The sequence below is a fragment of the Staphylococcus sp. 11262D007BW genome (assembly GCF_053547815.1).
Genome location: NZ_JBPWPJ010000001.1, coordinates 1,553,552 through 1,567,114, shown reverse-complemented (window position 1 = coordinate 1,567,114; position 13,563 = coordinate 1,553,552). Strand labels below are relative to the sequence as shown.

The 13,563-nt window shown below is 36.4% G+C and carries 14 protein-coding genes; 12 read left to right on the top strand and 2 right to left on the bottom strand.

Annotated elements, in window-relative coordinates:
* Positions 1-49 precede the first annotated feature (49 nt).
* Positions 50-931 carry an N-acetylneuraminate lyase gene (locus ACEE93_RS07870; RefSeq protein ID WP_449155097.1) on the bottom strand — a complete coding sequence of 294 codons (882 nt, stop codon included), beginning with the start codon at positions 929-931 and terminating at the stop codon, positions 50-52.
* Positions 932-1,140: 209 nt separating this feature from the next.
* On the opposite strand from ACEE93_RS07870, the gene ACEE93_RS07865 reads away from it, so the two are divergent.
* The 4 genes from ACEE93_RS07865 to ACEE93_RS07850 all read left to right on the top strand — a co-directional run bounded on the left by ACEE93_RS07865 (position 1,141) and on the right by ACEE93_RS07850 (position 4,144).
* A complete protein-coding gene (locus ACEE93_RS07865; protein WP_449155098.1) occupies positions 1,141-1,794 on the top strand; it encodes a FadR/GntR family transcriptional regulator in 654 nt (217 codons plus the stop codon).
* A complete protein-coding gene (locus tag ACEE93_RS07860) occupies positions 1,787-2,650 on the top strand; it encodes an ROK family protein (protein ID WP_449155099.1) in 864 nt (287 codons plus the stop codon). Before ACEE93_RS07865 ends, ACEE93_RS07860 begins: the two co-directional genes overlap by 8 nt.
* 165 nt (positions 2,651-2,815) lie before the next feature.
* On the top strand, positions 2,816-3,376 hold the full coding sequence (locus ACEE93_RS07855) for a biotin transporter BioY (RefSeq protein WP_449155100.1): 561 nt from the start codon (positions 2,816-2,818) through the stop codon (positions 3,374-3,376).
* 30 nt (positions 3,377-3,406) lie between these two features.
* Positions 3,407-4,144 (top strand): GNAT family N-acetyltransferase, encoded by a 738-nt coding sequence (locus ACEE93_RS07850; protein ID WP_449156482.1) that lies wholly within the window; start codon positions 3,407-3,409, stop codon positions 4,142-4,144.
* Between the two features lie 299 nt (positions 4,145-4,443).
* Here the strand turns inward: ACEE93_RS07850 and fdhD are convergent, their stop codons facing one another.
* A complete protein-coding gene (gene fdhD, locus ACEE93_RS07845; RefSeq protein WP_449155102.1) occupies positions 4,444-5,250 on the bottom strand; it encodes a formate dehydrogenase accessory sulfurtransferase FdhD in 807 nt (268 codons plus the stop codon).
* A gap of 176 nt (positions 5,251-5,426) precedes the next feature.
* On the opposite strand from fdhD, the gene ACEE93_RS07840 reads away from it, so the two are divergent.
* The 8 genes from ACEE93_RS07840 (at position 5,427) to ACEE93_RS07805 (ending at position 13,558) form a co-directional block, all read left to right on the top strand.
* Positions 5,427-6,440 carry a LacI family DNA-binding transcriptional regulator gene (locus ACEE93_RS07840; protein WP_449155103.1) on the top strand — a complete coding sequence of 338 codons (1,014 nt, stop codon included), beginning with the start codon at positions 5,427-5,429 and terminating at the stop codon, positions 6,438-6,440.
* 67 nt (positions 6,441-6,507) lie between these two features.
* Positions 6,508-7,674 (top strand): galactokinase, encoded by a 1,167-nt coding sequence (locus ACEE93_RS07835; RefSeq protein ID WP_449155104.1) that lies wholly within the window; start codon positions 6,508-6,510, stop codon positions 7,672-7,674.
* 14 nt (positions 7,675-7,688) lie between these two features.
* Positions 7,689-8,678 (top strand): UDP-glucose 4-epimerase GalE, encoded by a 990-nt coding sequence (galE, locus tag ACEE93_RS07830; protein ID WP_449155105.1) that lies wholly within the window; start codon positions 7,689-7,691, stop codon positions 8,676-8,678.
* Between the two features lie 8 nt (positions 8,679-8,686).
* Positions 8,687-10,183, top strand: a complete 1,497-nt coding sequence (gene galT / locus ACEE93_RS07825; protein ID WP_449155197.1) for a UDP-glucose--hexose-1-phosphate uridylyltransferase — start codon at positions 8,687-8,689, stop codon at positions 10,181-10,183.
* Positions 10,184-10,273: 90 nt separating this feature from the next.
* Positions 10,274-11,029 (top strand): molybdate ABC transporter substrate-binding protein, encoded by a 756-nt coding sequence (modA, locus tag ACEE93_RS07820; RefSeq protein WP_449155106.1) that lies wholly within the window; start codon positions 10,274-10,276, stop codon positions 11,027-11,029.
* A gap of 10 nt (positions 11,030-11,039) precedes the next feature.
* Positions 11,040-11,711 carry a molybdate ABC transporter permease subunit gene (modB, locus tag ACEE93_RS07815; protein WP_449155107.1) on the top strand — a complete coding sequence of 224 codons (672 nt, stop codon included), beginning with the start codon at positions 11,040-11,042 and terminating at the stop codon, positions 11,709-11,711.
* Position 11,712: 1 nt separating this feature from the next.
* On the top strand, positions 11,713-12,318 hold the full coding sequence (locus tag ACEE93_RS07810; protein ID WP_449155108.1) for an ATP-binding cassette domain-containing protein: 606 nt from the start codon (positions 11,713-11,715) through the stop codon (positions 12,316-12,318).
* A 235-nt stretch (positions 12,319-12,553) separates the two neighbouring features.
* Positions 12,554-13,558 carry a ThiF family adenylyltransferase gene (locus ACEE93_RS07805; protein WP_449155109.1) on the top strand — a complete coding sequence of 335 codons (1,005 nt, stop codon included), beginning with the start codon at positions 12,554-12,556 and terminating at the stop codon, positions 13,556-13,558.
* The last annotated feature ends 5 nt before the right edge of the window (positions 13,559-13,563 follow it).

The following is a 13,563-nucleotide window of genomic DNA, read 5'->3' as shown; positions in this document are numbered from 1 at the left end:
AACTAGCATATATGTCTCAATCTCTAAACACTAAAATAAATTCAACTGATTAAAGTTGATATGTTTGCATTAATTGTTTCAGTTCAGGACGTAACGCTTCGTTAAATGGATGGAAAGGTGCTTTAGGCACTCCAGTATCAATTCCTTTTTCATGAAGCATTGCTTTTAATGTTGGGTAAAGTCCCATGTTAAGCACGGTTTCAATAATTTCATTTGTTTCATGTTGAATCTCATAAGCGTGTTGTACATTGCCATTTTGAGCTTCTTCAAAAATTTGACGTGCACGTAAACCATTTACATTGTATGTGGAGCCGATTGCACCATCGACACCTGAAATGGCTGCTTGAACAAGCATTTCATCAAAACCTGAGAAAATTAACTTATCAGGAAACGCTTTACGTAAACGTTCTAATAAGAAAAAGTCAGGAGCCGTATATTTTACGCCAATAACTTTGTCATTTTGGAATAATGCCTCAAACTGTTGAATTGAAATATTAACACCTGTTAATCCTGGAATAGAGTAAATAATCATATTATTTTGTGTCGCTTCGATGATTTTAAAATAATAATCACGAATTTCTTCAAACGTAAACGGATAGTAAAAAGGTGTGACAGCAGATAAACTATCGTATCCAAGTTCAGTGGCGTATTGTCCTAGTTCGATGGCTTCATTTAAATCTAATGAACCCACTTGAGCGATTAATTTAATGTCAGATTGTGCTTCGTCTTTAGCAATACGAAATACTTCTTTCTTTTGAGAGGTATTCATTAGGAAATTCTCTCCAGAACTACCGTTCACATACAGTCCGTCTAATTTTTGGACGTCAATGGCATTACGTACGATTTGACGTAATCCTTCTTCTTTAATTTGACCTTCTTCGTCGAATGGAACCAGTAAAGCGCCGTATAGTCCTTTTAATTCCTCTTTCACAAAAAGCCCTCCAGTGTATTGTAATATTGGTCAGACCAATTTATAATTTAATTGTAAGCGTTATCAATTGTGTGGTCAATCATTATTTTAAAATTAGTGATACTTTATAGAAGCATATTGATGTCTCGTTCATGGTTTTTAAATCAAAATATTATATTTAAACGAAGTATGGTAAACTTAACCCAAATTATTGTAGGAGTAGATTTCTATTGGCAGAACAAGCTAAAAATACAAATTTGAAGCAATTGGTTGTGGAACAAATTAAAAAATATATTTTGGATCATCAGTTGGGAGTAGGGGACAAATTACCTACGGAGCGAAAGTTTGCAGAACTTTATCAAGTAAGTCGGTCCGTTGTACGTGAAGCGTTAAGTTACTTGGAAAATACTGGAGTAACTGAGAGTGTCCAAGGGAAAGGGACGTTAGTTAGAGAACAAGACATTACGCCATTGATAGATGGATTTTTGTTTAGCTTTCAAGTATCTCAAGGAAGCATTAGAGATTTATTGATGTTGCGTTTGACATTTGAGCTAGCGGCGATTGATGTGATTGAGCGCCAACAGCTATCACTTGCTAACATTAAAGCGGCGTTAGAGGATGATCCTCATCATTTTACTTCTGATAGTGATCAAGCTTTCCATCAAAGTATTATCCAGACTGTGCAATCAACATTGTTTAAACAAATGAGTGCAGTTGTCCAAGCCTATTTTTATCGCAACTCCTTAACTACATCTGTTGAAGAGAACCAACAAAGTATTAAAGATCATCATGCTATTTATGAAGCGCTAACACAATCAAACTATACCGAAGCTAAAACATTACTTACTAATCATTTACTTAGGGGGATGAAATACGATGATTAAAGTTGGATTTGATATTGGAGGAACATACATTAAATCAGCACTAATTCAACCTGATGGTACGCTTAAAGATTATCAAAAAGTTGAAACACCGACGAATGAAAATAACGCCATAATTCATGTTTTACAAAGTCGACTACAAGAGATAACGTGTCATTATCCAGAAGGAAGCATTCATGTAGGTATTTCTACAGCAGGTGCTGTTAATCGTCATAAGAAAATGATTGCGTATGCCAATGATAATATATTAAATTACACTGGAACGGATTTTGAACTACATTTAAAAGAGTTTGCCGAAAGTATTAAAGTATACAATGATGTGGATGCAGCGTTGTTAGGCGAACTCACTCATCACAATAATCGTCAAAAAAATATATTTTGTTTAACGCTCGGTACAGGTATCGGCGGGAGCTACTATCATAAAGATTATGGATTAGTGACAGGTCATCGTCACAGACCTCATCAAATTGGTTACTTATTATATCATCCTGAGACGAATACAAATTATGAACAACGCGCTTCAACGAATGGATTAAAGAAAATGCTTAAACACAATGGCTATCCTCATAGCGATATTCCAACTTTATTTGATGAAGCGGCTGAAGGTCACACAGAAGCGCAACACTATTTAGAGGTATGGGGTTGTGAAGTAGCCAGAGGGATTGCAGAAGTTCAAATTATGTATGATCCAGAAGTCATCATTATAGGAGGCGGCATTTCAAAACAAGGGGAGCGTTTGCTTCAATATATTGAACCATCCATTTCAAAATACTTACCTAGAGATTATGGTCATGCTGTGATTCAATGTGCAACGTTCCATAATCATGCAGCTTTAATTGGTGCAACGAGTGAATTGTAAACTAATGTAGAAATATGATTTACATAAGTGGTATAATCGAAAACGGAGTGGTATTTGAGCGCATGATATGAATGTTTAGAGCTTCAATAGAGGTTGTAAAACATTATTATTTTAGGGAATGTGACCACTACTCCTTAAAGCAAAAAGTGATAGGGGGATTTACAGTTGCAAACGCGTAATTTAGTTTATACAGCGCTAATGACAGCGATTATTGCGGTAATGGGATTTGTACCTGCCATTCCACTACCTTTTATTCCGGTTCCGATTGTACTTCAAAATATAGGGATTTTCTTAGCAGGTATTTTATTGGGGCGTAAATATGGTACGTTAAGTGTGCTGATCTTTTTATTATTAATATTAATTGGTGCCCCATTATTGTCAGGAGGAAGAGGCGGTTATGGCGTTTTCTTCGGTCCAAGTGTTGGATTTTTAATTATGTATCCAATTTCTACATATTTTATTGGGTTATTCAGAGATCGTCTATTTAATCGTTTAGATTTTAAACGGATACTGTTAATTATCTTATTGTTTGGTGTTGTATTATTAGATTTAGTTGGCGCAATTGTGATGGGACTTGTCATTCATATGCCAATTGCTGAAGCTTTATGGTTATCTCTAACATTTATTCCAGGGGATGTCATTAAAGCAATTATCGCATCATTCATTGCGGTGGTATTGATGAAAAATCCTGTTACAGCGCGAATAATGCGAAGTTTTACTCATTAAAATGAAAGCGAGCGAAAAGAAATGATTTCAATGTCGGATATTCATGTTGATGGCACAATCGCGTTTGAGTCACAACGTTTAACCATTTATCAAACGCCTAGGTATCCATATTTTTATGATGCAAATAAGTGGGTCTACCAGGAAATGCCTGACTTACTTACATTGCAAAACGACATGTTAGCACAACAGAAAAGTCATCAAAAAATAGGCGCACATCATGTATTGTTCGACTTTCCAGAAAATCATAAGCCAGATGCTAAAGTGATGCAATGGTTGCGTGCGCATCAGTTTCAACTTGGATGTGTTGAATTATATGCCATAGAAGGTAAACAACTTGCTTCGTTGACTGATATGTTTATTACATTAAAACAAGTTGACAAAGACTCAGTAAAAGATTATTTTCAATTATTTAATACAATGAGCCAAGTGTACGGTGAGGATTATGTTAAAGAATCGAATAAACGAATTGAAACTAATTTAGCACATGGTACGCTCAATTATTATGTCGCTTATGAAAATAAGCAACCCGTCGGTATTGTAAATTTAATTGAAAAAGAAGAGAGTATTGAAATAGATGGGTTTGCGGTTGATGAACGTCTTCAAAAGCAAGGAATCGGTCGTAGAATGCAAGCTCAAATTGGTAAAATCGCCGGGGATCGGCCGGTCATTTTAGTGGCTGATGCGGAAGATACTGTCAAAGACATGTATGTCAAACAGGGATACACTTATATTAGTTTTAGATATAGTGCATTGTTAGAAGAAGCATGAAATCATTTTAATTATCTTCATGATAGATGAGATCATTTAAACCACATTGCTATGAGGTTGGGACAAAAGCGTTCAGGGTTTGAGCAGAAGTAAACGAAATAAAGAACGACTTCGTTTAGTTAGTCGTTCTTACAAATGTGTCAAAGTACATTTGATCATTTATAATCCGTCAAATTTTGGCGAATCGTGAACTTTCTGCCGAAAATCCTGCTTTTGGGACACCGTTAAGCGGCTCCCAGAGTATTAATGCTTTTATGTCCTAGCCCCGGGAAGCAGTGTGGTTATTTATTTATAAAGGCTTAGGATTCATCTGAATGGTCAGCATGGATACGTTCTGGATGACTATAAATATTAAAATGACCCTCTCTTACGAAGCCAATCGCTGTGATATTTAAATCGTCGGCTAATTGAATGGCTAACGTAGTAGGTGCTGATTTAGAAATGATCATCCCTACTCCTATTTTTGATGCCTTAATTAATATTTCTGAAGAGATACGACCACTAAAGATTAAAATTTTATCTCTCACTGAAATATGGCGTTGAATGCAATAGCCATATAATTTATCTAATGCATTGTGACGTCCTATATCTTGTCGATGAATATAAAAATCTTCTCCATCGCTAATGGCTGCATTATGCAAGCCGCCAGTCGCATGAAACGTACTGCTTGCTTCTTGTAATTGAGCCATCATGTGTAACACTTGTTTGGGTGTAATTGATATTGTTGAAAGTGATGTTTTAGCTACTGCTGCATCATTTTGAAAGTAAAACTCTCGACTTTTACCGCAACATGAAGCGACTAAACGCTTCGTTGATAGTTGCATACGATCATTGATATCAGTAGTGAGTTCAACATGGGCATAACCGCGGCTATCATCAATATCAACTTGTTTTAACTCGCTTCTTCTTAAAACAACACCCTCTGAAGCAAGAAAACCAAGCACCAATTCTTCGAGGTGGTTGGGACTACAGATGACTGTGGCGAACTCTTCTTTATTAACATTAATCGTCATTGGAAACTCTGTCACATAATGGTCAGTCGTTTCAAATAATTGTCCATTTTCATAACGAGTAATGGTTTGATTATAGCGAATATCGCGGTTCATACAAATACCCCCATTAAAATTACAGTTTTTATACCTTGGAACTATAGCGAAAGTTATAAAAACAAGTCTATATTATTTTAATTCTTTTCTAGTCATATGAAAAGTGTTTGAAATGAGAGCTACTTCTAGGTATACTATCTTTAGTAAACATTAGTAAACAAGGTAGGTGTAACGTAATGGCGAGTGTTCGAGAGATTGCAAGACAAGCTAATGTCAGTCCTGGCACTGTATCGCGTGTACTCAATGACGATCCATCTTTATCAGTGAGTCAGGCGACAAGAGATAAAATAAACCGTATTGCCCAACAATTAAATTATACAAAACAAGCACGACAATCCCGTCAAATCCAAATTGTGACACATGCTTCTAAAAAGAAAGAAATGGCGGACCCGTACTATAGAGAGTTAAGACTTGCCATTGAGCAAGAAGTTAAAGCGCTTAATTTAACATTAAAAAAGACCATTCGTACTGGAGACGTTCATTCATTTGAAGCACTTGAAGAAATCACAAAAGCTGGAGGTGTGATCGTTATAGGTCCATTTGAAGCGTCGGTCATTCAAAAACTGCATGATTTCAATTCAAACTTAGTATTAATCAATCAGTTAGAAGCCCCTCGTCACATTGATGCGGTTTCCTCCGACCTTTATTCGGCGATGTTCGATGTATTGGATGAATTGCATCAACGTCAATTTTCGCGCATTTGTTATATCGGAGGCGAAACGAAAATTAGACAAATTGGAGATCAACATTTGATTCGTCAAGATATCCGACTGAAAGCTTTTAAAGAGTGGTCTCATCAACACGAAATTGAACCCAATTATTATACGACAGATTGGAATAGAGAAAGTGCGCAAAACATTGTAACGACAATTTTATCGCAAAAGGCAATGCCGGAAGTAATCATTGCCGGAAATGATATGTTGGCCGTTGGTTTATTACAAGAACTTCAATATCATCATTATAAAATCCCTGAGCAAGTAAAAATCGTAAGCTTTAATGATTCAGAAATTGCTCAATATACAGTGCCTATGTTGACGAGCGTGCGCATTCCAATAGAAGAGTTTGGTCGACAAGCGGTGAAACTGATTCAAGATCGCATGAAATATCAAAGAAAAGTAGGCATTCACATGGTATTAGATACATCGATACATTATAGAGATTCATTACCTCTTAATAAAAAGAAAAATTGACAAATCATGTTAATAAACAGTAAACTATAAGTAGTGTTTACTTAATAGAAGAATTGGGGTGTAGGAAATGTCTAAATTAACAGACGTGTTTAAAAAAGAATTTGAGCAAGCACCAACTGTGTCTGCTTTTGCACCAGGACGAATTAATTTAATTGGAGAACATACAGATTACAATGGTGGGTATGTTTTTCCAGCGGCTATCGAATTAGGGACTTATGGCGTAGCAGCATTACGTGATGATCAAACAATTCATTTATATTCTTTAAATTTTGAAGAAACAGGCATCATGACATTAGATCTCAATGAATTAGCGTTTGATCAAAAGCATCAATGGGCGAACTATCCTAAAGGGATGATTAAGTACTTGAAAGAGCGCTATCCTGAAATCAATAAAGGATTTGATATCGTAATTGAAGGTAACATTCCTAATGGCGCGAGTTTGTCGTCTTCCGCTTCAATTGAGTTATTAACTGGTTTTATCGTAAGCCAATTATTTAATATCGATATTGATCGTTTAGACCTTGTAAAAATGGGCCAACGTGTTGAAAACGACTATATTGGTGTTAATTCAGGAATTATGGACCAATTTATCGTCGGTTTTGGTATGAAAGACCATGCTATTTTATTAGATACAAATTCTTTAGAATATCACTACGTACCTACTGAATTTGGAGATTACAAAATTTCAATTATGAATACAAATAAGCGAAGAGAATTGGCAGAATCAAAATATAATGAAAGACGTAGTGAGTGCGAAGAAGCGCTCAGTTTATTACAACAACGTTTAGATGTAGAGACACTTGGTGAAGTTTCTGTGGCACAATTTGAAGCAAATCAAGACGTGATTGAGAGTGATGTATTACGACGTCGTGCTAAGCATGCTATTACAGAAAACGAAAGAACAAAACAAGCTTATCGTGTATTACAACAACATGATTTTGAAAGTTTTGGGCAATTACTTAACGACTCTCATCGTTCTTTAAAAGAAGACTATGAGGTGACAGGCGTTGAATTAGATACATTAGCAGAGTCAGCGCAACGTGTTGAAGGTGTGTTGGGTGCACGAATGACAGGTGCGGGATTCGCAGGATGTGCGATTGCTTTAGTACACAAAGATAAAATAAAAGATTTAGAACGAGAAGTTACTGACAAATATGTTGAGACAGTAGGCTATGCGCCATCTTTCTATCATGTCGATATAGCTGATGGTGTAAGAACGCTTCAAAATTTATAAAGAGGTGAATGAATATGTCAATGTTAGTACTTGGTGGCGCAGGATATATTGGAAGTCATTGTGTCGATCAATTGATTGAAGAAGGCCATGACGTCATCGTTGTAGACAATTTAGTGAAAGGTCATAAACAAGCGATTCACTCAAATGCGACATTTTATGAAGGGGATGTTCGCGATAAAGCCTTTTTAACCAATGTGTTTGAATCTCATGACATTGAAGGTGTATTTCACTTTTGTGCGTATTCTTTAGTAGGTGAATCAGTAAGCATTCCGTTAGATTACTTTAATAACAACGTATATGGACTACAAGTGTTACTTGAAGTGATGTTAGCGTTTGATGTAAAAAATATTGTATTTAGTTCAACAGCTGCAGTATATGGAGAACCTGAATCTATTCCGATTACTGAAGAAGATGCTAAACATCCTACAAGTCCATATGGTGAAAGTAAATTAATGATGGAAAAAATGATGCATTGGTGTCATGAAGCGTATGGAATGAATTATGCAGCGTTACGTTACTTTAACGTAGCTGGGGCTAAAGAAAATGGCGCAATTGGAGAAGACCATCATCCAGAAACACATTTAATTCCAGTCGTATTACAAGTAGCATTAGGTCAAAGAGAAACGCTCAAAATGTTTGGAGACGACTATCCAACACCAGATGGCACACCAATTCGTGACTATTTACATGTCACTGACTTAATTAAAGCGCATATTCTTGCACTTAATTATCTGCAAGAAGGTGGAGAAAGTGGTGCTTTCAATTTAGGTACAAACCACGGTTTTTCTGTTAAAGAAATTTTAGATGCGGCGCGTCAAGTTACAGGAGAAACAATTCCAACTGAGGTAGCACCAAGAAGAGCAGGAGATCCAAGTAAACTTGTTGCTTCTAGTGATAAAGCACAACGATTATTAGGTTGGCGTCCACAACATGACGATATTCACGAGATTATTAATACAGCATGGTTATGGCACAAAAATCATCCGAATGGTTATGAAGCGTAAGGAGGTTTATCATGGCAGCACAACAACATGTTCAACAATTTGCTCAGTTTGCAATCGCTTATGGTGATTTCGACGCACAAGATAAGCGATACGTGACCAACCGTATTTTACATTTATTACAAGCAAATGATATTCAGCTCACACAAACACAACAAGACGTCCTACCGTCTAAACCGATAGAATTAGCGTGGTTATTAATTGAAGATGCGATTGAACGTGGTGTGATTGAAGATGTACAATCTGAGCGTGATCAATTAGAGTCTGCTTTAATGGATTTATTAACACCTAAACCATCAACAGTGAATCGTGAATTTTATAAACGCTATCAACTTTCTCCTGTTGAAGCAACGGATTATTTCTATCAATTAAGTCATGCTAACCATTATATTAAAAGTGAAGCGATTGCAAAAAATATTGAATATAAAGTACCTACTGAATATGGCGATATTGAAATTACAATTAATTTGTCTAAACCTGAAAAAGATGCCAAACAAATTGAAAAAGAAAAGAATGCACCAGCAACGCATTATCCTAAATGTGCCTTATGTATGGAAAATGAAGGCTACTTTGGTTCAGCGACGCAAGCAGCTCGCTCTAACCATCGCATTATTCAAATGACTGTTAATCAACAAAACTGGGGCTTTCAATACTCACCGTATTTATATTTTAATGAACATAGTATTTTACTATCAGAAAAGCACGAACCAATGTGTATCAATCGTCAAACATTTGAAAACTTAATTGACTTTGTGAAACAGTTTCCACATTATACCATTGGTTCAAACGCTGATTTACCAGTAGTCGGTGGATCTATTTTATCGCACAATCATTACCAAGCTGGTCGCCACGATTTTCCAATGGCATTAGCAGAAGTAGAAAACGCCTTTTCATTAGCGCAATTTCCTGAAGTGGAAGCGGGCATTTTACATTGGCCAATGAGTGTCATTCGTCTAACATCTTCAAATGCACAACAACTTATAGAGGCTAGTGAGCATATTCGTACGGAATGGAATGCTTATTCTGACGAGAGCGTGAATGTTAAGGCGTTTAGTCAAGATGGCGAGCGTCATCATACGGTAACCCCTATTGCTAGATATCGTCATGGGGCTTACGAAATGGATATCGTACTACGCGATAACCAACGTACAGAGGATTATCCTGATGGTTTATTCCATCCGCATCCAGATGTACAACATATTAAAAAAGAAAATATTGGCCTCATTGAAGTGATGGGTACAGCTATTTTACCGGGACGTTTGAAAAAAGAGTTAGCAGAAGTTGAACAATATGTATTAGGTGATCATAGTGTTGATATTGGCGTTCATAAATCATGGGCTGACGATATGAAGCAACGTTATCAATTTGATCAATCAAATGCACAAACAATTATTCGCCAAGAAGTAGGGTATAAGTTTGAGCGTGTGTTACAAGATGCAGGTGTATTTAAACGGACAGAAGAAGGTCAACAGGCATTTCAACAATTTATAACACACTGCCAAAAATAATAGAAAGACTACACTTTAATCCTCTAAGTTTGATAAAATAACTTAGAGGATTTTTAAGTTTGTATTAATATATCGGAAAGAAGGGCTTACATGAAACGAAAGTTAAGTGTGTTGTTAATTTTTGCTATCATGATCCTAGCAGCTTGTGGAAATGACTCTTCCTCACAATCGAGCGAAGACGAAACATTAACAATATCTGCAGCTGCAAGTTTAACAGATGTTACAAAAGAGTTAGAAAAAGCGTTCAACAAAGAACATTCAGATGTAGATCTTCAATTTAATTATGGAGGCTCTGGCTCGTTGAGAGAACAAATTGAAAAAGGCGCACCTGTAGATGTATTGATGTCAGCAAATACAAAAGACGTCGATGCACTTAAGGATGCGAACAAAGTTAACGAGACATATGACTATGCGCAAAACCAACTTGTTTTAATACAGAAAAAAGGCAATGACTATCAGAGCGTTGAAGATTTAAAAGCGGATGGCAAACTTGCGATCGGAGAAGTGAAATCAGTGCCAGCTGGCCGTTATGCCCAAGACTATTTAAAAGAAAATCAACTATGGAATCAAGTGGAAAACCAAACAGTTTATGCAAAAGATGTGAGAGAAGTATTAAATTATGTCAATAAAGGAAATGCTAAACTTGGATTTGTGTATAATACTGATTTATATGTTGGTAAAGATAAACATGAAGGGGTTGAAAAAATTTCAGACGCAAAACTGAAAGATCCCATCATTTATAGAATGGGTGTCGTGTCAGATAAAAAAGCTGCTAAAGAATGGCAAGACTTTATGAAAAGTCAAACTGCAAAAGACATTTTAAAAGAGTACCATTTTGAAGTTTAGGTGAGCATTTATGACAGATTGGACACCGTTTTGGATATCGTTACGTGTTGCCATAATCAGTACAGTGATTGTTGTGATTTTAAGCATTATCTGTGCCAAGGTCATGTATCAAAAACATAGTAAAATAGCACAATTTATTGAGAGTATTGTGATGCTACCCATTGTACTACCGCCAACAGTCATGGGATTTTTACTCTTAATTGTATTTTCTGGAGATGGCCCAATCGGTTATTTTTTAACGCATTATTTAGGTGTCAATGTTATTTTTACATGGATTGGCGCAGTGATTGCATCCGTCATTGTTAGTTTTCCATTGATGTACCAACATACTGTACAAGGTTTTCGCAACATAGATGCAAAAATGTTAAATACTGCGCGAACGATGGGCGCAAGTGAGCAAAAGATTTTCTACAAAATTACATTGCCACTCTCTAAAAGAGCGATGATTTCAGGAACCATGTTAGCTTTTGCTCGCGCGATTGGAGAATTTGGTGCTACGTTAATGGTGGCCGGATATATTCCGGGTAAGACGAATACATTACCTTTAGAAATCTATTTTCTAGTCGAGCAAGGTCGTGAAAATCAAGCGTGGTTATGGGTATTGGTATTAGTGGCATTTTCAATTACCATTATAGGAACAATGAATATGTTGAACCGTGACCGTTTTCGTGAGGTGAAGTAGTATGCTCCATATAGAACTTGAAACAACCATTAATCAAAAACATATCGCATTTCGAATTAAGTCAGAAACACCTAAGATTTATGCACTGCAAGGTGTCTCTGGCATTGGCAAGACAACATGTTTAAATATGATTGCGGGTATTCGTCAACCGGAAAAAGGATTAGTAAAGATTGACGAGCGTGATCTCTTGAACACTGAGCAATCTACCAATGTGCCAATTCGTTATCGCAATATCGGTTACTTATTTCAAGATTACCAGTTGTTTCCTCATATGACGGTCATGCAAAACATTACATTTATGGCAGGAGATAATGACCATGTACGTTCACTCCTTCATAAACTTAAAATCGAACATTTAAAAGATAAGTATCCTAACCAATGTTCAGGTGGTGAAAAACAGCGTGTCGCATTAGCACGTGCATTAAGTACAAAACCGCAATTATTGTTGCTAGATGAACCATTTTCAAGTTTAGATGATCAATCCAAACAAGAAGGGATTCAATTAGTTCAAGCCATTTTTGAATCATGGCATATTCCGATTATTTTTGTTACCCATTCACAACAAGAAGCGTTACAATTAGCGCAAGAAACGATTATATTAGAGTAAATAAAGCATGAGATGAAATGTTGAGAGGCTGAGGTCTAAAGTAGTATCCAAGTCTTCTTAAAATGAACATCTCATGTTTTTTGGATTGAGCACATGATTTTAATTAGGGGAAAAAGAACCACTGATTTCTATAAATCCTGATTGTTTCACTCGCAGACATCGGTTTTAATTAATTGAGTAGAACTTAAAAGGTTCGTATAATGGAAAAAAGATTACATTAGAAAGGCGTTACAATATGACGAATCATCGCTATTCTAGACAAGTATTATTTCAAAATATTGGGCAAGATGGCCAACAAAAAATCAATCAAAAAACGGCATTGATTATTGGTATGGGTGCACTTGGAACGCACGTTGCAGAAGGATTGGTGCGGGCTGGCATACGGAAGTTGGTCATCATTGACCGTGACTATATAGAACATTCCAATTTACAACGACAAACGTTATTTACCGAACAACAAGCTGAAGAGAGTATTCCTAAAGTTGTGGCAGCTCAACAAGCGTTACAAGCGATTCGCAGTGATGTAGCCATCGAAGCTTATATTGATTCGGTAGATGCTACATTTTTATTAAAACAAGTTCCCAAAGTGGATGTAGTGATTGATGCCACAGATAACTTTGAAACTCGGATGTTAATTAATGATGCAGCCTATTATCATCAAACACCGTGGATATATGGTGGTGTTGTCCGAAGTACTTATGTAGAAGCAGCGTTTATCCCAGGTGTCACACCTTGTTTTCAATGTTTAATTCCTCAAATTCCTACAATGAATTTAACGTGTGATACGGTCGGCGTTATACAACCTGCTGTGACTATGACGACAAGCTTTCAAATTAGAGATGCACTTAAAATTTTAACTGAAACAGAATTTACGCCAAAATTAACGTATGGTGATATTTGGGAAGGGACACACTTTACCTTTGGCTTTAGTAAGTTGAAAAATGAAGCATGTACGACGTGTGGAAACGAGCCAAGTTATCCATATTTAGAGGCAGAGCCACCACGGTTAGCTTCAATGTGTGGCAGAGATAGTGTGCAATACCAACATCCAGCGTTAGATGATAACCAATTACGAGCGTTTTTAGAGGAAAGAGGTATTAATTATCGCTCTAATGGTTACCTGTTACAGTTTAATTTTGAAGGGCATCGAATCATTGGATTTCAAAACGGACGATTATTGATTCACGGCATGACGAATGTGAACGAAGCGCAAACATTGTTAAATAAACTATTTGGTTAAAGGGT